Source organism: Streptomyces sp. NPDC058619, assembly GCF_042717785.1.
Taxonomy (GTDB): domain Bacteria; phylum Actinomycetota; class Actinomycetes; order Streptomycetales; family Streptomycetaceae; genus Streptomyces.
Genome location: NZ_JBHXQN010000081.1, coordinates 1 through 20,649 on the forward strand (window position 1 = coordinate 1; position 20,649 = coordinate 20,649).

Here is a 20,649-nt window from a genome sequence, read left to right on the forward strand (position 1 = left end):
GACCGTCCGTCCTACCCGCGCCGTGACGACGACCGTGGTGGTCGTCCGTCCAGCGGTGGCGGCGACCGTCCCAGCTTCCCGCGTCGTGACGACCGCGGTGGCGACCGTCCCTCCTACCCCCGTCGCGACGACGACCGCGGCGGTTTCCGCGGCGGCCGTGACGACCGGAGCGGTGGCGGCGACCGTCCCAGCTTCCCGCGTCGTGACGACCGCGGTGGCGACCGTCCCTCGTACCCGCGCCGTGACGACGACCGCGGCGGTTTCCGTGGTGGGCGTGACGATCGCGGTGGTGACCGCGGTGGCTACCGTGGTCGCGACGACCGTGGCGGCGACCGTGACTTCCGCTCCGACCGCGACCCGGTCAAGCGGCTCCCGATCGACGACGACGTCACCGGCTTCGAGATCGACTCCGACGTGCGCCAGGAGCTCCTGAGCCTGCCCAAGGGGCTGGCCGAGGAGGTCTCCAAGAACCTGGTCATGGTCGCGCGCCTGATCGACGAGGACCCCGAGCGGGCGTACGCGTACTCGCGCATCGCCCTGCGTCTGGCCTCCCGCGTCGCCGCCGTCCGCGAGGCCGCCGGTTTCGCCGCGTACGCCACGCAGAAGTACAGCGAGGCGCTCGCGGAGTTCCGTGCCGCCAAGCGCATGACCGGCTCCGTCGAGCTGTGGCCCGTCATGGCCGACTGCGAGCGCGGCCTCGGCCGTCCCGAGCGGGCGCTGGCCATGGCCGGCGAGCCCGAGGTGCAGAAGCTGGACAAGGCCGGCCAGGTCGAGATGCGACTGGTCGCCGCCGGTGCCCGCCGTGACCAGGGGCAGCTCGAAGCCGCCATCGTCACCCTGCAGAGCCCGGAACTGGCCTCCAGCACCGTCCAGCCGTGGACCGCACGCCTGCGGTACGCCTACGCCGACGCCCTGCTGGCGGCCGACCGCGAGGACGAGGCGCGCGAGTGGTTCGCCAAGACCCTCGAGGCGGACAAGGACGGGGCGACCGACGCCTCCGACCGTCTCGCGGAGCTCGACGGCGTCGAGTTCGTGGACGCGTCGGCCGATGACGTCGACGTCGACGACGAGGATGACGTCGATGTTGATGTCGATGTTGATGTCGAGGATGAAGACGACGAGGACGATGCCGAGGTCGCCGCGGCCGAGCGCGCCTCCGACGTCGCCGAGTACTACGACGAGGACGACGAGGAGTACGAGCCGCGGGAGCAGCCCGTGGCCGAAGACGTCGCCCCCGTCGGTGACGACGAGCAGGACTCGGGCCGCGACAAGGCCTGAGGCGTGACGTGAGAAGGGCGGTACCCCGGTCGGGGTACCGCCCTTCTGCGTTTCCGGAGCCGGTTCGCCGGCCGTCAGGCCAGGCCGCGCAGCACCAGGCCCGTCGCCGGCTTCGGCCCGAAGGAGGTCGACTTGCGGGGCATCGTCACGCCCTGGCGGGCCAGGTCCCGTACGACGTCCTCACGGACCGGGTGCAGCAGGACCGCGGTGCCGCCGTGGCGTTCCGCCATGGCCACCGTCGACGGGGTGTCGTGTATGTACGTGATGTGCTCCGGGGTGTCCGGGACGTTCCACACGGCGTCGAGCAGGGTGGCGTGAAGGACGGTCGCGTCCAGCCGGCGCCAGGCCTCCGGGCGGTCGTGGCGGACCGTGCGGTCGAGGAGCGCCTGGTCGGGGTCGGTGACCAGGTGGAAGCCGCCGTCGCCGGTGAGGAGGAAGGCGTTGCCGCGCTCCGAGGCGTCCGCCAGGGCTTCCAGGGCGAGCGGGAGCGGCCCGTCGACCGGGCGCACCCGGAACAGCCCGTCGAGCGCCGCGAGGGCGTCGGCGACCGGCAGGCGGCGCAGCATCCGGTGGATGGCGCGGACCTGTAGGGGGTAGCGGACGGTGTCCACCAGGAGGACCAGGCCGAAGTCCCACGGAGACGGGGAGCCGTGCTCCTCCTGGAGGCGCAGATAGGTCGCCCAGCGGTGGTGGCCGTCGGCGATGAGGGCCTGGCGGTGTCCCAGGTCGGCGGTGACGGCCGCCAGCTCGTCCGGATCGGTTATGGCCCACAGGCGGTGCTGGAAGCCGTCCTCGGTCGTGGTCGACAGGAGGGGCGGGCGCCCCGCCGTCCGCTCGACGACCGCCGTCGCGCCCGCGCCGGGGTCGTCGCCCCGGTAGGTCAGCAGGAGCGGTTCGAGGTTCGCCGAGGTGGCCCGCATCAGGCCCGCCCGGTCGGTGACGACGTCCGGCATGACGTCCTCGTGCGGGAGGACGATGCCCGCCTCGGCGTCGGACAGGGCCAGGGCGCCGATGATCCCCCGCTGTATGAGCCCGGCCCTGCGCTGCTCGTACACGTACAGCGCGGGCTCCGGATCGGCGTGGAGGACGCCCGCGGCCAGCCAGTCGTGGAGGGTGCGCGCGGCCTGTTCGTTGCGGGCGGCCGGGGTGCCGGCCTGGGGCAGGATCAGGCGAACGATGTTGTGCGGATCGGCGGACTCGAGGTGATCGACTCCGTCCGGGCGTACGACCACGTCGTACGGGGGTGAGGTGACGGCGGCGAGGCTGCCGACCCGCTCCGGAACGTAGCGCAGGCCATGGAACGGGATCAGACGCAGCCCGTGGTCAGCGGTGCCAGGTGTGGTCATTGGTGCATGGTAAGACCCGTCTCGGGATGCGGGATGATCGGGGGTGACCGAGGAATCACACAGATCGAACACATCGGGAGCGGACAGGATGACCAGCGTGAGCAGGAACAGTCCCGCGGCGAGTGAGCGGAGTCTGCACCAGGCGTACGACACGGCCCTGCTCGACCTCGACGGGGTGGTGTACGCGGGCGGGAAGGCAATCGCGCACGCCGTGGAGTCCCTCGCCGCCGCCCGGGCCGACGGGATGCACCTCGCGTACGTCACCAACAACGCGCTGCGGACCCCGGAGGCCGTCGCCGGGCACCTGGGCGAGCTGGGCATCCCGACCGAGTCGGACGAGGTGATCACCTCGGCGCAGGCGGTGGCCCGGCTGATCTCGGAGCAGGTGGAGCCGGGGTCGAAGGTGCTGGTGATCGGCGGGGAGGGGCTGCGGGTCGCGCTGCGCGAGCGCGGACTGGTGCCGGTGGAGTCGTCCGACGAGGAGGGGCTCGCGGCGGTCGTCCAGGGGTACGGCGGCCCGGAGCTGCAGTGGTCGCGGTTCGCGGAGGCGGCGTACGCGGTCAACCGGGGGGTGCCGTGGTTCGCGTCCAACACCGACCTGACGATCCCCGGGGCGCGCGGGATCGGACCGGGCAACGGGGCCGCGGTGGAGGTCGTACGGATCGCCACGGGTGCCGAGCCGCAGGTGGCCGGCAAGCCGTTGCCCCCGATGCACCGGGAGACCGTGCTGCGGACCGGGGCGAAGCGGCCGCTGGTGGTCGGGGACCGGCTGGACACCGACATCGAGGGGGCGTTCAACGGGGAGGTGGACTCGCTGCTGGTGCTGACCGGGGTGACGGACGCCGCCCAGTTGGTGCGGGCCGAGCCCCGGCACCGGCCGACGTACGTGGACCGGGACCTGCGCGGACTGCTGACCGGGCAGCCGGAGGTCACCGAGGAGGACGGCGCGTGGCGCTGCGGCGACTGGATCTGCGTGGCGGGCGCCGAGGCGCTGGAGCTGCGGAGCGTCCGCGCGGCCGACGGGCCCGAGGGGCCGGACGGGGAGCCGGTCGACGGGCTGCGGGCGCTGTGCGCGGCGGCCTGGAGCGCGGCGGGGGACGGCTCCTGCACGCTCGACGCGGAGAAGGCGCTGGCCCGGCTGGGGCTCTGAACCGTACGGCGCGGAGGGTAGGCTAACCTAACCTGGTGTCGGTCGAGAGTCCCCCAGAACCCGAACCGGGCGCCGCGGCGAGTGCGCGTACCGCCGCCGTCGCGGCCCGTCCGCGCCACGGCGTCCGCGCCGCAGGCCTGCTCGCCGCCCTGGCGGTGCTCGCGCTGATCGCGGTGGTGAGCATCGCGGTGGGAGCCCGGCAGATGCCCCTCGACGAGGTCTGGCACGGCCTCTTCCACTTCACGGGGACGCCCTCCGACGTGGTGGTGCGGGACCTGCGGGTCCCGCGCACCCTGCTCGGGCTGATGGTCGGGCTGGCGCTCGGCCTGTCGGGCGCGGTGATGCAGGCGCTGACCCGCAACCCGCTGGCCGAGCCGGGCATCCTCGGCGTCAACGCCGGCGCCGCGGCCGCCGTGGTCTCCGCGATCAGCTTCTTCGGGGCGAGCTCGCTGGGCGAGTTCGTGTGGTGGGCCTTCCTCGGCGCCGCCGCCGTCTCGGTCCTCGTCTACGTACTGGGCGGCAGCCGCAGCGCGACGCCGGTGCGGCTCGCGCTCGCCGGTACGGCGGCCAGTGCGGCCCTCGTCGGCTACATCAACGCCGTACAGCTGATGGACAGCACGGCCCTGGACAAGCTGCGGTTCTGGACGGTGGGTTCGCTGGCCTCGGCCAACGCGGACACCGTCCGGCAGGTCGCGCCCTTCCTCCTCGTCGGGGCCGTGCTCGCGCTGACCCTGGGCCGGCCGCTCAACGCGATGGCGATGGGCGACGACACGGCCCGGGCGCTCGGGGCGAACCTGACGCGGACCCGTATCGCGGCGATGGCCGCCATCACCCTGCTCTGCGGCGCGGCGACGGCGGCCTGCGGGCCCATCGCGTTCGTCGGCCTGATGATCCCGCACCTCGTACGGGCCTTCACCGGCCCCGACATGCGCTGGGTGCTCGCGTACTCGGCCGCCCTGTCGCCCGTGCTGCTGCTCGGCGCCGATGTCTTCGGCCGCGTGATCACCCGGCCCGCGGAACTCCAGGTCGGCATCGTGACCGCGCTCGTCGGCGGCCCCGTCTTCATCTACCTCGTCCGGCGCAAGAGGATGGCCCAACTGTGACCGCGGAGCTCCCGACCGACCAGCCCGTCCGGTCGGCGTGGCCCCGCGCGCTGCGGTCGCCCGGCGGGATGTCGCTGCGGGTCGACCGGCGGGCCGTGTCCGTCGCGGTGCTGCTCACCGCCCTGGTCTTCGTCCTGGCGGTCCTGCTCATCGGCACCGGTGACTTCCGGATCGCACCGTGGGACGTCGTGCGGACCGTGCTGGGCCACGGCACTCCGGCCAACGACTTCATCGTCAACGACCTGCGGATGCCGCGGGTGCTGGTCGCGCTGCTGGTGGGCGCCGCTCTCGGCATGTCCGGGGCCGTCTTCCAGTCGGTCTCCCGCAACCCGCTCGGCTCGCCCGACCTGCTCGGCTTCGGGTACGGCTCGGCGGTCGGCGCGCTCGTGGTCATCATCCTGTTCGGCGGCAGCGCCGGCGCGGTGGCCGTCGGCGCCCTGGCCGGCGGCCTGCTGGCCGGCATCGCCGTCTACCTGCTGGCGTACGGGAGGGGCATCCAGGGCTACCGGCTGGTCCTGGTCGGCATCGGCGCCTCCGCCGTGCTCGTCGCCGTCATCCAGTACCTGATCACGAAGGCCCAGCTGGTCGAGGCCAGCCGGGCGCTGGTCTGGCTGACCGGCTCGCTCGCCGGCCGGGACTGGGCACAGGTGTGGCCGCTGCTCGCGGTCTGCGCTGTGCTGTTCCCGCTGGTCCTCGGACACGGCCGGGCCCTGCGGATGATGGAGATGGGCGACGACGCCGCGTACGCGCTGGGCGTACCGGTCGAGCGGACCCGGCTGCTGCTGATGCTGGCGGCGATCCTGCTCACCACCGCGGCGAGCGCCGCGGCCGGGCCGATCAGCTTCATCGCGCTGGCCGCGCCGCAGCTGGCCCGGCGCCTCACGCGCTCGCCCGGGGGGAACCTGCTGACGGCCGGGCTGATGGGCTCCGTGCTGCTGCTGGTGTCCGACTGGGCCTCGCAGCGGGCCTTCGGCGCCGACCAGCTTCCGGTGGGCGTGGTGACGGGGCTGGTCGGCGGCGTCTACCTGCTCTGGCTGCTCGTCACCGAACGCAAGGCGGGACGTATATGACCGCGACATCCAGGAACGTGAGGAGTGGGCAAGTGCAGCGGCTGACCGCGGAGAACGTGACCCTCGGCTACGACCAGCGGGTCATCGCCGAGAACCTGTCGGTGGAGATCCCCGACCACTCCTTCACGGTGATCGTCGGCCCCAACGCCTGCGGCAAGTCCACGCTGCTGCGCGCCCTGTCGCGGATGCTGAAGCCGTCGGCCGGCCGGGTGCTGCTCGACGGGCAGGCCATCGGGTCGATGCCCGCCAAGAAGGTCGCCAGGACGCTGGGCCTGCTGCCGCAGTCCTCGATCGCGCCGGACGGCATCACCGTGGCCGACCTGGTCTCGCGGGGCCGGTACCCGCACCAGGGCCTGCTGCGGCAGTGGTCGCCCGAGGACGAGCGGATCGTGGGCGAGTCGATGACCTCGACCGGGGTCGAAGAACTGGCCGACCGGGCCGTGGACGAGCTGTCCGGCGGGCAGCGGCAGCGCGTGTGGATCGCGATGGCGTTGGCGCAGCAGACGCCGCTGCTGCTCCTCGACGAACCGACGACCTTCCTGGACATCCAGCACCAGCTCGACGTCCTGGACCTGTGCGCCGAACTGCACGAGAACCAGGGGCGCACCCTGGTCGCCGTCCTGCACGACCTCAACCACGCCGCCCGGTACGCCACGCACCTCATCGCGATGCGCGCCGGGGAGGTCGTGGCCCAGGGGCCGCCAGCCGCGGTGGTCACGGCCGAGCTGGTGGAGAAGGTGTTCGGCCTGAGCTGCCAGGTCATCGACGACCCCGCGACGGGCACGCCGCTGGTGATCCCGGCGGCGCGCAGGGCCCGTACGAAGGCCCGCGCCGCCGCGACGGCGCTCTAGGAGCGGAGTTGGTGTCCCGGCAGGAGCGGAGCGGAAGCCCCGGCCGGAGCCAGGGCTCGGGGCGGGGCCGCGGCCGGGCTAGAGCAGGCTCTTGAGGCGCAGCAGGTCGCGGAACCCGGCCTCCAGCCTGACCCGGCCCGAGGCCCAGGCCTTGGCGAACTTCAGCCGGCCCGTGACCATCGCGACCAGGTCGTCACCGGTCATCGCCAGCCGGATCTCGGCCTTGGTGGCCGGGGGACCGGGGGAGACCGCGTCGACCCTGATCCGGCCGCCGTCGAGGCGGCCGGTGAAGGTCCGGTCCAGGTCCGTGATGTGGCAGCTGAGGGAGCGGTCGAGCGCGGCCGCGCCGCGCACAGCGCCATCGGCGCCCGCGAGGTTGCCGGAGAGTCGGTCGAGTGCTTCGCGGCACTCCTCGGTCGTAGCCATCGTGATCACGACGGTACCGCAGAGCCATACGTGGTCGCGGGGCGCTTCGGGTAGCGTCGGGGCATGACCGACGAAGCGGCCGAGGCCGACGGAGTGGCCCAGGGCGACGGACCGGCCGGGGCCGACGACGGGCCTGCGGCCGACGACCGCCCCGCCCCGCCCGCCGGGCCCGTGGCGCTGGATGTCGTACGCACCCCCACCGGCCACGCCGGGGTCGACGCGGAGCTGGCGCGGCTGGCGGAGGCCGACGGCCTCACGGCGGACGGACACGTCGCGGTGTACGAGGATGTGCACAGGGGGCTGCGCGAGGCGCTGACCGCGCTGGACGCACCGCCCGTCCCTGGTCCGTACGAAAACAGGAGCTGAACCGAACGTGGCAGGAGTGGCACGCCGCCGCCTGGACGCCGAACTGGTACGCCGCAGCATGGCCCGCTCGCGCGAGCACGCCGCGCAGCTGATCGCCGCGGGCCGGGTGACCGTGGGCGGGACCATCGCCACCAAACCCGCGACGCAGGTCGAGACCAGCGCGGCGCTGGTGGTCCTCAAGGACGACGACGACCCCGACTACGTGTCCCGCGGCGGCCACAAGCTAGCCGGGGCGCTGGCGGCCTTCCAGCCGCTGGGGCTGCGGGTCGAGGGCCGCCGGGCGCTGGACGCGGGCGCCTCCACGGGCGGGTTCACCGACGTGCTGCTGCGGGCGGGCGTGGCCCACGTGGTGGCCGTGGACGTGGGGTACGGGCAGCTGGCCTGGGCGCTGCAGAGCGACGACCGGGTCACCGTGAAGGACCGTACGAACGTGCGCGAGCTGACGGTCGAGCAGATCGACGGGGTCCCGGCGGACCTGGTCGTCAGCGACCTCTCCTTCATCTCGATCGGCCTGGTCCTGCCGGCGCTGGTGCGCTGCACGGCGCCGGACGCCGACCTGGTGCTGATGGTCAAGCCGCAGTTCGAGGTCGGCAAGGACCGGCTCGGCAGCGGAGGTGTGGTGCGCAGCACGGAGCTGCGGGCCGAGGCGGTGCGCGACGTGGCGGCGCAGGCCGGGAAGCTGGGCCTGGGCGTGCTCGGGGTGACCGCGAGTCCGTTGCCCGGTCCTTCGGGCAACGTCGAGTATTTTCTCTGGCTGCGGGCGGGGGCACCTGCCCTCGACCCGGGGGATGTCGACAGGGCAGTGGCGGAGGGGCCTCAGTGACAGATTCTTCGGCTTCAGGGGTGGGACGGACCGTCTTCCTGCTCGCGCACACCGGGCGGCCGGCGGCCATCCGCAGTGCCGAGCTGGTCGTACAGGGTCTGCTGCGGTGCGGTCTGGGGGTACGGGTCCTCCAGGACGAGGCGGTGGACCTGCCGCTGCCGCCCGAGGTGGACCTGGTGGCCGAGTGCACCCCGGAGGTGCTGGCGGGCTGCGAGCTGCTGATCGTGCTGGGCGGGGACGGGACCCTGCTGCGCGGCGCGGAGTTCGCGCGCGGCTCGGGGGTGCCCATGCTGGGCGTCAACCTGGGCCGGGTGGGGTTCCTCGCCGAGGCCGAGCGGGACGATTTGGACAAGGTCGTGGACCGGGTGGTGACCCGGGAGTACGAGGTCGAGGAGCGGATGACCCTCGACGTGACCGTGCGCACGAACGGCGACGTGGTCCACCAGGACTGGGCGCTGAACGAGGCCGCGGTCCAGAAGGTGTCCCCGGAGCGGATGCTGGAGGTGGTCCTGGAGATCGACGGGCGCCCGGTGACCGGCTTCGGCTGTGACGGGATCGTCTGCGCGACCCCGACGGGCTCCACGGCGTACGCCTTTTCCGCGGGCGGGCCGGTGGTCTGGCCGGAAGTGGAGGCGCTGTTGATGGTGCCGATCAGCGCGCACGCGCTGTTCGCGAAGCCGCTGGTCACCTCGCCGGACTCGGTGCTGGCGGTCGAGGTGCAGCCCGGGACCCCGCCCGGGGTGCTGTGGTGCGACGGCCGGCGGATGCTGGAGCTGCCGGCCGGGGCACGGGTCGAGGTCCGGCGGGGCGCGGTGCCCGTACGGCTCGCCCGGCTGCACCACGCATCGTTCACGGACCGGCTCGTGGCGAAGTTCGCGCTGCCGGTGTCCGGGTGGCGCGGTGCGCCCCACTGACCCCGTGCCCCTCGCGTAATAGCACGTCCGTTCGCAGAACCCTGGGCGGGTGAGGTCACATGGCACCGGTGAAACCTCGGTATCGTCGTCCCGTGCTTGAGGAGATGCGGATACGGTCGCTCGGAGTCATCGACGACGCGGTGGTCGAGCTGTCGCCCGGATTCACCGCGGTGACCGGCGAGACCGGCGCGGGCAAGACCATGGTCGTCACCAGCCTCGGGCTGCTGCTCGGCGGTCGCGCCGACCCCGCCCTGGTGCGGGTCGGGGCCAAGGCGGCGGTGGTCGAGGGCCGCATCGTCATGCGCCCGGACGCCCCCGCCGCCCTGCGCGCCGAGGAGGCCGGCGCCGAGCTCGACGACGGCGCCCTCCTGATCAGCCGGACCGTCTCCGCCGAGGGGCGCTCGCGCGCCCACGTCGGCGGCCGCTCCGTGCCCGTCGGCCTGCTCGGCGAGCTCGCCGACGACCTGGTCGCCGTCCACGGGCAGACCGACCAGCAGGGGCTGCTGCGGCCGGCCCGGCAGCGGCAGGCCCTCGACCGGTACGCCGGTGACGCCGTCGCCGTACCGCTGGAGAAGTACGCGGCCGCCTACCGGCGGTTGCGCGCCGTCGCCGTCGAACTGGACACCCTCACCACCCGGGCCCGGGAACGCGCCCAGGAGGCGGACCTGCTCCGCTTCGGGCTGGAGGAGATCGCGGGCGTGGAGCCGCTGCCCGGCGAGGACGTGGAGCTGGCGGCGGAGGCGGAGCGGCTCGGCCACGCCGAGTCGCTCGCGTCGGCGGCCCAGGTGGCGCACGGGGCGCTCGGGGGCAACCCCGAGGACCCGGAGGCCATCGACGCCAACATGCTCGTCGCGGGCGCGCACCGGGCCCTGGAGTCCGTACGCTCCCACGACCCGGCGCTCGGCGTGCTCGCCGAGCGCATCGGGGAGCTGGGCATCCTGCTGGCCGACGTGGCCGGGGAACTGGCGGGCTACGCCGACGACCTCGACGCCGATCCGCTGCGGCTGGCCGCCGTCGAGGAGCGCCGGGCGGCCCTGACCCAGCTGACCCGCAAGTACGGCGACTCGGTGGAAGCGGTGCTGGAGTGGGCCGAGCAGGGTTCGGCGCGGCTGCTGGAACTCGACGGCGATGACGAGCGGATCGCGGAGCTGACCGCCGAGCGCGACGGGCTGCGCTCCGAACTCTCACAGCTGGCGCAGGCGCTGACGGACGCGCGGGTGGAGGCGGCCACGCTGTTCGCCTCCGCGGTCACGGAGGAGCTGGCCTCGCTGGCGATGCCGCACGCGCGGGTCACGATCGACATCCGGCAGGCCGACGACCCCGAGGGGGTGGAGGTCGGCGGCCGGACCGTGGCCTACGGCCCCTCGGGCGCCGACGAGGTCGAACTGCTGCTGGCCCCGCACCCCGGGGCGCAGCCGCGGCCAATCGCGAAGGGCGCCTCGGGCGGTGAGCTGTCCCGGGTGATGCTGGCGGTCGAGGTGGTCTTCGCCGGCTCCGACCCGGTTCCCACGTACCTCTTCGACGAGGTGGACGCGGGCGTCGGAGGCAAGGCGGCCGTCGAGGTGGGGCGCAGGCTGGCGAAGCTCGCCAAGTCGGCCCAGGTCGTGGTCGTCACCCACCTGCCGCAGGTGGCCGCCTTCGCGGACCGGCAGCTGCTGGTGGAGAAGACCAGCGACGGATCGGTGACGCGCAGCGGCGTCACCGTCCTGGAGGGCGAGGCCCGCATCCGCGAGCTGTCCCGCATGCTGGCGGGCCACGAGGACTCGGCCTCGGCACGGGCCCACGCCGAGGAACTCCTCGCAGCGGCGCGCGCCGACGCCTGAGCGCGAGCAGGAGCGGGGTCCGGGGCGCGCGATGCGGCCCGGGCCCCTTTTCACGCCCCCACGGGGGCCCCGGGGTAGCCCGTGTGGGTGAGGCCTGGGGTCATCCGGCGGTATCCCTTACGGAATACGCACCCGTATGGTCCCGGAACGCGCGTACGGGCTGGCATCCTGGGCGACGTCTCTGACTCCCTCACCCTGGAGCTTCGGCCCGTGAGCAGCTCCCCGGTCTCTTTCCCGGCCCCCGCCCAGCCCTACGGGCGGCCGCCCCTGCGCGCCCTCCAAGTGCTCGGGGCGGGCGCGGGCGCGGGCAGCAGCGCGCACGTGCGCTCGCTCGCGACCGGGCTCGCCGCGCGCGGGGTACGCGTCACGGTATGCGCCCCCGTCGCGGCGGAGGGCGAGTACGACTTCACCGGCGCCGGGGCGCGGTTCGAGCCCGACGCGCCCTGCGCCCTGCGCGCCGCGTGCGCGGCGGTCGACGTCGTGCACGCCCACGGCGTACGGGCCGGCATGCGGGCGGCGCTGGCCCTGCGCGGGCGCCGGGTGCCGCTGGTGGTGAGCTGGCACGGCGACGGCCCCGCGGCACCCGGCGCCCCCGGGCGGCTCGGCCGTCTGCTGGAACGGCACGTGGCGCGCGCCTCGGCGGTGGTCCTCGGAGCCTCCTCGAACCAGGTCGACCTGGCCCGGCTGCGCGGCGCGCGGGACGCCCGGCTGGCGCCGGTGGCGGTGCCGGCCGGCCCGGAGGGCCCGGAGCCGGCCGACCCGGGCAAGGTGCGGGCGGAACTCGGCGCCGTGGGCCGGCCGCTGCTGGTCGCGGTCGGGAGCCTGGTGCAGCACCGCGGGTACTCCGTCCTGCTCGACGCGGCGCGCGCGTGGCGGGCGCTGGACCCCGTCCCCCTGCTGGTCATCGCGGGGGAGGGGCCGCTGCGGGCGGAACTGTCCCGGCGGATCGAGGCCGAAGGCCTGCCCGTACGGCTGCTCGGGCGCCGCCGGGACGCCGTGCAGCTGCTCGCGGCGGCGGACCTGGCGGTGCTGCCGAGCCGGTGGGAGGCGCGGGCGCCGCTGGCGCAGGAGGCGCTGCGGGTCGGGGTGCCGCTGGTGGCCACGGCGGTCGGCGGCCTGCCCGAGCTGGTCGGCGACGGCGCGGCGCTGGTGCCGTACGGGGACCCGGGGGCGCTGGCCGCCACCGTGTCGGACCTGATCGGCGACGCGGACCGGCGGGCGGCGCTCGCCCTCGCGGGGCGGGCACAGGCGGCGACGTGGCCGTCGGAGGACGACACCGTCGCACAGGTCCTGTCGGTGTACGACGAACTGATGGAACGCGGCCGGTAGCGGGCGTCGTCGAACGCGCTGCTGTCCTGCTGCCCCGCTCCCTGCGGCTCCGGGCGTACCGAACGACGGTGACGACGCCCGCCGGTCCCCACCGGGACGCCGGCCGGGTCCGGGTCCCGCACCGGCGGCGCTTTCGCGCCCGGCGGGCCCGGCGGGGCGTCAGGAGACCGTGTGGCGGCGGGCGCGCAGGGCCAGGCTCAGGGACAGCACCGTCTCCGGGTCGTCCAGGTCCGTGCCCAGCAGTTCCGAGATGCGGGCCAGCCGGTTGTACAGCGTCTGCCGGTTCAGGTGCAGCTCGCGGGCCGTCTCCGCCTTGCGGCCCGCGTGGGCCAGGTACGTCTCCAGGGTCGGCAGCAGCGGCGGCCGCGAGGTCACGTCGTGGGCCCGGAGCGGACCGATCGCCCGGTCCACGAAGGCCGCCAGGTCGGGGTGTTCGCGCAGCCGCCACAGCAGCAGGTCGATGTCCAGGCGCCGGGCGTCGTACCAGGGGCGGGCCGGCAGGCCGTGGGCCGCCGTGGCGGTCTCCGCCGCGTGCCTCAGGCCCGCCGAGGCGGCCGCCCAGCCGCCCGCGACGCCCACGACCACCGCGGGCGGTGCGACGGCGCGTTCGAGGCCCGCCCGCTCCACGCCGGCCCGCAATGCGAGCGCGACCCGGTCGGCCACCGCCGTGCGCTCCGACTCCGCGCGCAGGGAGACCAGCAGCGGCACCCGGCCCTCGACGGGCCGCACGCCCAGCAGGACCGGGACCCCGACGGACGACAGCTCCTCCAGCACCGCGCGGGCCAGCACCGCCCAGTTGCCGGACGGCCCCAGGTCGGAGGACAGCCTCATCACCACGGGGAGGAGCGGTCCCGGGCCCGGCTTGAAGCCGAGGACGCGTGCCTGCGCCGGGGCGTCCTCCGCCGGGATGCGGCCCTCGGCCAGGTCCGTGAGGAAGTCGCCGCGGCCGCGCGCCGCCAACTCGTCCTCCTGCCGGGCCTGCATGAGGACCACCGCCAGGACGCCCGCGGTGCGCTCCGCCGCCATCCGGTGCACGGGGGCCAGCGGGGCGGAGACCCCGACCAGGACGACCCGGGCGCGGACCGAGCCCGTGCCGTGGCCGCCGCCCGGGACGTCGATCACCACCGTGTTCGCGGACGCCTCGACCTCGCGCTGGCCGCGCAGGCCCTCCCAGACCTGGAGCGGGTCGGCGCCCGCATCCCCGGCCGAGCTGCCGGCCGCGTACAGCAGCTGCCCGTCGGGGGTCTCCAGGAAGACCGGGTTCGCCGTGAAGTCGGCCAGGATGCGCAGCACCTGCTGGATCCCGCCGCCGCCCAGCAGGGCCTGCGTACAGCGCCGGTGGACCTCCTCGGCCCGCTGGAGGAGGGCGTAGTGGCCGTTGACGATCTCGGTGTGGACCTCCTCCGTGACGGTGACGAAGGGGACCTCCCGGTGCAGCTGGACCAGGGGCAGGCCGGCGGTGCGCGCGGTCTCCACGATGGTCGCCGGCAGCCGGGTGAAGCGCGGGCCCAGCTCGACCACGAGCGCGGCGATCCCCCGGTCCGCGAGGCGGCGTACGAAGGCGCGCTGCTCGGCGGGCCGGGTGCCGAGGCCGAGTCCGGTGGTCAGCAGCAGCTCGCCGCCCTTGAGGAGGGAGGCGATGTTGGGGACCTCGCCCGCGTGCACCCAGCGGACGGTCCGGCCGAGGCGGTCGGCGCAGGCCACCACTTCGGGCAGCCCGCTGCGCAGTCCCGGCAGCTCCAGTGCCCGCTGAACCGTGATCCCGCCCTGGTTGTCCATATCGCGGGACGCTATCAGGGGGTCAGGCGGGCCGGATGTTGTGGTTGAAGCGGAAGACGTTGTCCGGGTCGTATTGCCGCTTCACCGCTTCCAGCCTGCGCAGATTGTCCTCGCCCAGTCCCGCCGTGACGCGCTCCGACCCCTCGTCGCCGGTGAAGTTGAGGTAGACGGCGCCGGTGCTCCACGGCTGGACGTCGGCCCGTACGTCCTTCACCCACCGCCGGCACCGCTCGTCGTCCGCAGGGTCCTCCCAGATGCCGAACGGGTGGATCGCCCAGGGCGAGTCCCGGTACGGGACGGGGAACTCCGCCGGGCCGTCCGCGATGGCGCCGCCCAGCGGGAAGAGGATGTGCTGGGTGCCCGTCGGGACCGGCATGGAGTGTGCCCGGGCGCAGAACACCTCGACGAGCTCGTCCGGCAGGCCCGTCAGATATTCGGCGGACCAGTAGTTCCGCATCCCCGGCGGGTCGTCGATCATGCACTGGAGGTCCGCGTACGGGATGGCGGTGACCATCTCCGCCTCGTGGGGGAGCGCCAGCAGCGGAGCGGCCAGCTCGCGCATCCGCTCCTCGGGCCCGGCGTACGTCAGCAGGACGCCGCACAGCAGGGTGCCGACCAGGTGCGGCGGCACGAACGGCTCGGGCGGCGCGGTGAGGTAGATGATGCCCCCGCTCGCCTCCACCGGGCCGCCCTCGACGAGGTCCCGGAACAGGCGGGCCGCCTCCGGCCCGCGCTCCGGCGCGTACATGAGCAGCGCCACCGACATGTCGGGCAGGTCGTGCAGGCGCAGGGTCAGGGACGTCGCGACGCCGAAGTTCCCGCCGCCGCCGTGCAGGGCCCAGAACAGCTCGGGGTGGTCCTCGGAGGTCGCCGTGACGATCTCGCCGTCGGCGGTGACGAGGTCCACGCCCAGCAGGTTGTCGACGGCCAGGCCGCACTTGCGGTCCAGCCAGCCGGAGCCGCCGCCGAGGACGAAGCCGCCGACGCCGGTGGTGGAGGCGCGGCCCCCGGTGGTCGCGAGCGCGTGGGGCTGGCAGGCCCGGTCCAGATGGCTCATGGTGGCGCCGCCCGCGACGCGGACCGCTTTGGCGGCCGGATGGACCGTCACGCCGGTCATCCGGCGCAGGTCGATGACGAGTGCGCCGTCGCCGCTCGCGTTGCCCGCCACGCTGTGTCCGCCGCCGCGCACCGCGACCGGCAGGTCCAGTGCGCGGGCGAAGCGTACGGCGGTGACCACGTCGGGCTCGCCCTCGCACTGGGCGATGACGGCCGGACGGCGGTCGATCATGGAGTTGAAGACGGCCCGGGCCTCGTCGTATCCGGGATCACCCGGGGCGAACACCTCACCGGCCAGGTCCTCGCGGAGCGCGGTCAGCGCCGCGCCCGCCTTCGAGAGGGGAGCCATGGCTGCCCCCTTCCACGGGGGAGGGGCATAGGACCCTTCCAGCGTAGGCGGCCCCGTGGACCGGGGCGCGCCGGGAGCGCGGCGCCCCGCCCGGCCCGTACGACCGCCCGGCCCGTACGACCCGGCCGGGTCCGGACAGCCGGGCGGCGCCGGACCCGCGTGCGGGCCCGGCGCCGCGTCGTCCGGTCCGGGGCTAGCCTCCGTACGCCCCGCTCGCGGTCAGCCGCAGCGCCGTGTCGATCAGCGGAACGTGGCTGAAGGCCTGCGGGAAGTTCCCGACCTGCCGCTGGAGCCGCGAATCCCACTCCTCCGCCAGCAGTCCCAGGTCGTTGCGGAGAGCGAGCAGCCGCTCGAACAGCCGCCGCGCCTCGTCCACCCGCCCGATCATCGCGAGGTCGTCGGCCATCCAGAACGAGCAGGCGAGGAACGCCCCCTCGTCGCCCTCCAGACCGTCGACACCGGCCTCGCCGCCCGACGTCGGGTAGCGCAGGATGAACCCGTCGGGCGTGGACAGCTCGCGCTGGATCGCCTCGATGGTCCCGATGACCCGCTTGTCGTCAGGCGGCAGGAAGCCCATCTGCGGGATGAGCAGCAGGGAGGCGTCGAGCTCCTTCGACCCGTACGACTGGGTGAAGGTGTTGCGCTCCTTGTCGTAGCCCTTCTCGCACACGTCCTGGTGGATCTCGTCGCGCAGCTCGCGCCAGCGCTCCAGGGGGCCGTCCGCGTCCCCGCTCTCGATCAGCTTGATCGTGCGGTCCACGGCCACCCAGGCCATCACCTTCGAGTGCACGAAGTGGCGGCGCGGGCCGCGCACCTCCCAGATGCCCTCGTCGGGCTGGTCCCAGTGGGTCTCCAGGTAGCGGATCAACTTGAGCTGGAGCAGCGAGGCGTAGTCGCTGCGCGCCAGCCCGGTCATGTGGCCCAGGTGCAGCGCCTCGGTGACCTCGCCGTACACGTCGAGCTGGAGCTGGCCCGCGGCGCCGTTGCCGACCCGGACCGGGGTGGAGCCTTCGTACCCCGGGAGCCAGTCGAGTTCGGTCTCGCCGAGCTCGCGCTCGCCCGCGATCCCGTACATGATCTGGAGGTTCTCCGGGTCCCCGGCCACCGCGCGCAGCAGCCACTCGCGCCAGGCGCGGGCCTCCTCGCGGTAGCCGGTGCGCAGCAGCGAGGACAGGGTGATGGCCGCGTCCCGGAGCCAGGTGTAGCGGTAGTCCCAGTTGCGGACCCCGCCGATCTCCTCCGGGAGGGAGGTGGTCGGCGCGGCGACGATGCCGCCCGTGGGGCCGTACGTGAGGGCCTTGAGGGTGATCAGCGAGCGGACCACCGCCTCGCGGTAGGGCCCGTGGTACGTGCACTGCTCGACCCACTCGCGCCAGAACTCGGCGGTGGCCTCCAGGGCCTCTTCGGCGGCGGGGGTCTCCGGCGCCCCCTTGTGCGAGGGCTGCCAGCTGATCGCGAAGGCGACCCGGTCGCCCGGCCCGACGGTGAAGTCGGAGTACGTCGTCAGGTCCTTGCCGTAGGTCTGCGCGTCGGTGTCCAGCCACACCGAGTCGGGTCCGGCGACGGCCACCGTGCGGCCGTCGACCTTGTGGACCCAGGGCACGACCCGTCCGTAGCTGAAGCGCATGCGCAGGGCGGAGCGCATCGGCACGCGGCCGCTGACGCCCTCCACGATGCGGATCAGCTGCGGGGCGTGGTCCTCGCGGGGCGGCATGAAGTCGATCACACGCACCGTTCCGCGCGGGGTGTCCCACTCCGACTCCAGCACCAGCGAGTCGCCGCGGTAGCGGCGCCGCGTGGCGCGGGGGGCGTCCACGCCGGCCGGGAAGGCCGGGCCGATCCGCCAGAAGCCGTGATCCTCCGTGCCGAGAATGCTTGCGAACACGGCGTGGGAGTCGAACCGGGGCAGACACAACCAGTCCACCGCCCCGTCCCGACAGACCAACGCCGCGGTCTGCATGTCCCCGATCAGTGCGTAATCCTCGATGCGCCCGGACACGTGCATCTCCAGTCGAACGGCCACGTCCGCCCCGAAGGGCGCTTGCATTGCGCGCGGTGTGCGCGGTCTCCCATGGGTGGGGAACACCGCGTTGAGCCAATGATTCCGCATATCGGCTCGGGTCGGCCGTCTGACGGCTGCCCGGCGGCGATGTTCGCAATATCCGAGCAGGATATGACGGCACCCTAGTGATCCACGAAAGCCTGCGAAGAATTGTGATGCGACCAAACGGGTGAGCAGGGAGAACTTTCCCGCACGACCCCCGTACGCCGGGGCGCGGGGCGTCGCCGGAGGCGGACCCGTCCGGGCGCTGATAGGCTGGTACCCCGTGGACCGGTGGTCTGCCTGTGCGAATCAGGAGCCCCGAAACCGCAGCTTCGGCGCCCCCTGAGACCCTTCCGGATCGACGGAGGCCGGCGCCGGACGCACCTCACCTCGCGACCACGGGAGCCCCCTCTTGGCGATGCCGCCCAACTCCATGACGACCAAGCACATCTTCGTCACCGGGGGTGTCGCTTCCTCCCTCGGCAAGGGCCTGACGGCCTCCAGCCTGGGTGCGCTGCTGAAGGCGCGCGGGCTCCGGGTCACGATGCAGAAGCTCGACCCGTACCTGAACGTCGACCCCGGCACGATGAACCCGTTCCAGCACGGTGAGGTGTTCGTCACCAACGACGGCGCCGAGACCGACCTGGACATCGGCCACTACGAGCGCTTCCTCGACGTCGACCTCGACGGCTCGGCCAACGTCACCACCGGCCAGGTCTACTCGACGGTCATCGCCAAGGAGCGGCGCGGCGAGTACCTCGGTGACACCGTGCAGGTCATCCCGCACATCACCAACGAGATCAAGCACCGCATCCGCCGCATGGCGACCGCGGACGTCGACGTCGTCATCACCGAGGTCGGCGGCACCGTCGGCGACATCGAGTCGCTGCCGTTCCTGGAGACCGTCCGCCAGGTCCGCCACGAGGTCGGCCGCGACAACGTCTTCGTCGTGCACATCTCGCTGCTGCCCTACATCGGCCCCTCCGGCGAGCTGAAGACCAAGCCGACCCAGCACTCCGTCGCGGCCCTGCGCAACATCGGCATCCAGCCCGACGCGATCGTGCTGCGTGCCGACCGCGAGGTCCCCACCTCCATCAAGCGCAAGATCTCCCTGATGTGCGACGTCGACGAGGCCGCCGTCGTCGCGGCGATCGACGCCAAGTCGATCTACGACATCCCCAAGGTCCTGCACACCGAGGGCCTGGACGCCTACGTCGTCCGCAAGCTCGACCTGCCCTTCCGCGACGTCAACTGGACCGTCTGGGAAGACCTCCTGGACCGGGTCCACAACCCCGACCACGAGGTCAAGGTCGCGCTCGTCGGCAAGTACATCGACCTGCCCGACGCCTACCTGTCGGTGACCGAGGCGCTGCGCGCCGGCGGTTTCGCCAACAAGGCCCGGGTCCAGGTCAAGTGGGTCGCCTCCGACGACTGCAAGACCCCGGCGGGCGCCGCCGCCCAGCTCGGCGACGTGGACGCGGTCTGCGTACCCGGCGGCTTCGGCGACCGAGGTGTGAACGGCAAGGTCGGGGCGATCACCTACGCCCGCGAGAACAGGATCCCGCTGCTCGGCCTGTGCCTGGGCCTCCAGTGCGTGGTCATCGAGGCCGCGCGCAACCTGGCCGGCATCGAGGACGCGAACTCCACCGAGTTCGACGCCTCCACCCCGCACCCGGTCATCTCGACCATGGAGGAGCAGCTGGCCTTCGTCGAGGGCGCGGGCGACCTGGGCGGCACCATGCGCCTGGGCATGTACACGGCCAAGCTCGCCGAGGGCTCCGTCGTGCGCGAGGCCTACGGCGACGAGGCGTACGTGGACGAGCGCCACCGCCACCGCTACGAGGTCAACAACGCCTACCGCGGCGAGCTGGAGAAGAAGGCCGGCCTCGTCTTCTCCGGCACCTCCCCGGACAACAAGCTCGTCGAGTACGTCGAGTACCCGCGCGAGGTCCACCCCTACCTCGTGGCCACCCAGGCCCACCCGGAGCTCCGCTCCCGCCCCACGCGCCCGCACCCGCTCTTCGCGGGGCTGGTCAAGGCGGCCGTGGAGCGGCAGCAGTCCGCGAAGTGACAGCCTGACCGCATAACGTAGACAGCCGGGGCACGGGATCGTGCTCCGGCTGTCGCGTTTCTCGGGAAGGTACGGCCATGGCCATGGGCAACGACATCGAGGACACACCGGAGTCGTGGGAGGTCGTCGCCTCGCGCACCCCGTTCCAGGGGGCGAAGACGGCGGTCCGCTCCGACCAGGTCCGCATGCCCGACCGGATGGTGGTGCGCCGCGACTACCAGGCGCACCCCGGCTCGGTGTGCGTCCTGGCCCTCGACGAGGACCAGCGGGTGCTGGTCCTGAAGCAGTTCCGCCACCCCGTGCGGCACCGGCTGTGGGAACTGCCGGCCGGGCTGCTGGACGTAGCGGGGGAGAACCCGCTGTACGCGGCGCGGCGCGAGCTCTACGAGGAGGCCCACGTCAAGGCGGAGCAGTGGCACGTGCTCGCCGACTTCTTCTCCTCGCCGGGCGGTTCGGACGAGGCCGTACGGATCTTCCTGGCACGGAACCTGGCGGAGGCCGAGGGGGAGCGGTTCGAGGTCTCCGACGAGGAGGCCGACATGGAGGTCGCGCGGGTGCCGCTCGCGGACCTGGTGGCCGGCGTGCTGGCCGGGCGGCTCGGGAACCCCGGGCTGGTCACGGGCGTGCTGGCCGTGACCGCCGCCCTGGCGGGCGACGGCCTGGACGCGCTGCGCCCGGCCCTCGCCCCCTGGCCGGCCCGCCCGTACGAGGCGTAGGGCGGCGTCCGGCGGGCCCGCGGTCGGCGGGCCCGCGCGCCCCCCGCCCGGCGGCCCCGCGGGGGGGCGCCGGGGGGCGGGGGGGGCCGCGGCGCCCCGGCCGGCCCCCGTGGGGGGCGCACCGCGGAACGGATGGGGGGAGTTTTCGCCCCGGG

17 protein-coding genes are annotated in these 20,649 nt (G+C 73.8%); 12 read left to right on the top strand and 5 right to left on the bottom strand.

Annotated features, from left to right (window positions below; translation table 11 throughout):
- The first annotated feature begins 414 nt into the window (after positions 1-414).
- Positions 415-1,278, top strand: a complete 864-nt coding sequence (locus tag ACFWTC_RS36030; RefSeq protein WP_384030131.1) for a hypothetical protein — start codon at positions 415-417, stop codon at positions 1,276-1,278.
- 74 nt (positions 1,279-1,352) lie between these two features.
- Here the strand turns inward: ACFWTC_RS36030 and ACFWTC_RS36035 are convergent, their stop codons facing one another.
- Positions 1,353-2,624 carry a DUF1015 family protein gene (locus tag ACFWTC_RS36035; RefSeq protein ID WP_383931500.1) on the bottom strand — a complete coding sequence of 424 codons (1,272 nt, stop codon included), beginning with the start codon at positions 2,622-2,624 and terminating at the stop codon, positions 1,353-1,355.
- A gap of 88 nt (positions 2,625-2,712) precedes the next feature.
- Between ACFWTC_RS36035 and ACFWTC_RS36040 the strand changes: the two genes are divergently transcribed.
- From ACFWTC_RS36040 to ACFWTC_RS36055, 4 genes are all read left to right on the top strand, one after another.
- Complete coding sequence (locus tag ACFWTC_RS36040) at positions 2,713-3,774, top strand: HAD-IIA family hydrolase (protein WP_384030125.1); 1,062 nt, start codon at positions 2,713-2,715, stop codon at positions 3,772-3,774.
- Positions 3,775-3,809: 35 nt separating this feature from the next.
- A complete protein-coding gene (locus ACFWTC_RS36045; RefSeq protein WP_384030124.1) occupies positions 3,810-4,877 on the top strand; it encodes a FecCD family ABC transporter permease in 1,068 nt (355 codons plus the stop codon).
- Positions 4,878-4,945: 68 nt separating this feature from the next.
- Complete coding sequence (locus tag ACFWTC_RS36050; RefSeq protein ID WP_384030129.1) at positions 4,946-5,947, top strand: FecCD family ABC transporter permease; 1,002 nt, start codon at positions 4,946-4,948, stop codon at positions 5,945-5,947.
- The gene (locus ACFWTC_RS36055; RefSeq protein ID WP_383931492.1) at positions 5,944-6,798 is read left to right on the top strand and encodes an ABC transporter ATP-binding protein; all 855 of its coding nucleotides are present in this window, start codon (positions 5,944-5,946) and stop codon (positions 6,796-6,798) included. Before ACFWTC_RS36050 ends, ACFWTC_RS36055 begins: the two co-directional genes overlap by 4 nt.
- A 78-nt stretch (positions 6,799-6,876) precedes the next feature.
- Here the strand turns inward: ACFWTC_RS36055 and ACFWTC_RS36060 are convergent, their stop codons facing one another.
- Complete coding sequence (locus ACFWTC_RS36060) at positions 6,877-7,224, bottom strand: SCP2 sterol-binding domain-containing protein (RefSeq protein WP_384030122.1); 348 nt, start codon at positions 7,222-7,224, stop codon at positions 6,877-6,879.
- 63 nt (positions 7,225-7,287) lie between these two features.
- On the opposite strand from ACFWTC_RS36060, the gene ACFWTC_RS36065 reads away from it, so the two are divergent.
- The 5 genes from ACFWTC_RS36065 to ACFWTC_RS36085 all read left to right on the top strand — a co-directional run bounded on the left by ACFWTC_RS36065 (position 7,288) and on the right by ACFWTC_RS36085 (position 12,479).
- On the top strand, positions 7,288-7,590 hold the full coding sequence (locus ACFWTC_RS36065; RefSeq protein ID WP_383931488.1) for a hypothetical protein: 303 nt from the start codon (positions 7,288-7,290) through the stop codon (positions 7,588-7,590).
- A gap of 7 nt (positions 7,591-7,597) precedes the next feature.
- A complete protein-coding gene (locus tag ACFWTC_RS36070; protein WP_383931485.1) occupies positions 7,598-8,413 on the top strand; it encodes a TlyA family RNA methyltransferase in 816 nt (271 codons plus the stop codon).
- 20 nt (positions 8,414-8,433) lie between these two features.
- The gene (locus ACFWTC_RS36075) at positions 8,434-9,327 is read left to right on the top strand and encodes an NAD kinase (protein WP_383931482.1); all 894 of its coding nucleotides are present in this window, start codon (positions 8,434-8,436) and stop codon (positions 9,325-9,327) included.
- Between the two features lie 104 nt (positions 9,328-9,431).
- A complete protein-coding gene (gene recN / locus ACFWTC_RS36080) occupies positions 9,432-11,150 on the top strand; it encodes a DNA repair protein RecN (protein WP_383931509.1) in 1,719 nt (572 codons plus the stop codon).
- Between the two features lie 210 nt (positions 11,151-11,360).
- A complete protein-coding gene (locus tag ACFWTC_RS36085) occupies positions 11,361-12,479 on the top strand; it encodes a glycosyltransferase family 4 protein (protein WP_384030120.1) in 1,119 nt (372 codons plus the stop codon).
- A gap of 159 nt (positions 12,480-12,638) precedes the next feature.
- Here the strand turns inward: ACFWTC_RS36085 and ACFWTC_RS36090 are convergent, their stop codons facing one another.
- The 3 genes from ACFWTC_RS36090 to ACFWTC_RS36100 form a co-directional block, all read right to left on the bottom strand.
- Entirely contained in the window at positions 12,639-14,258 is a 1,620-nt protein-coding gene (locus tag ACFWTC_RS36090) for a PucR family transcriptional regulator (protein ID WP_383931476.1), read from the bottom strand.
- 22 nt (positions 14,259-14,280) lie between these two features.
- The gene (locus ACFWTC_RS36095; protein ID WP_383931473.1) at positions 14,281-15,663 is read right to left on the bottom strand and encodes an FAD-binding oxidoreductase; all 1,383 of its coding nucleotides are present in this window, start codon (positions 15,661-15,663) and stop codon (positions 14,281-14,283) included.
- A gap of 193 nt (positions 15,664-15,856) precedes the next feature.
- Complete coding sequence (locus tag ACFWTC_RS36100) at positions 15,857-17,686, bottom strand: glycoside hydrolase family 15 protein (RefSeq protein ID WP_383931506.1); 1,830 nt, start codon at positions 17,684-17,686, stop codon at positions 15,857-15,859.
- Between the two features lie 439 nt (positions 17,687-18,125).
- Here ACFWTC_RS36100 and ACFWTC_RS36105 point away from each other — a divergent pair, with 439 nt between their 5' ends.
- Together ACFWTC_RS36105 and ACFWTC_RS36110 are read left to right on the top strand one after the other, a co-directional pair.
- Positions 18,126-19,778, top strand: a complete 1,653-nt coding sequence (locus tag ACFWTC_RS36105) for a CTP synthase (protein ID WP_384030127.1) — start codon at positions 18,126-18,128, stop codon at positions 19,776-19,778.
- A gap of 77 nt (positions 19,779-19,855) precedes the next feature.
- Entirely contained in the window at positions 19,856-20,494 is a 639-nt protein-coding gene (locus ACFWTC_RS36110; protein WP_383931470.1) for an NUDIX domain-containing protein, read from the top strand.
- The last annotated feature ends 155 nt before the right edge of the window (positions 20,495-20,649 follow it).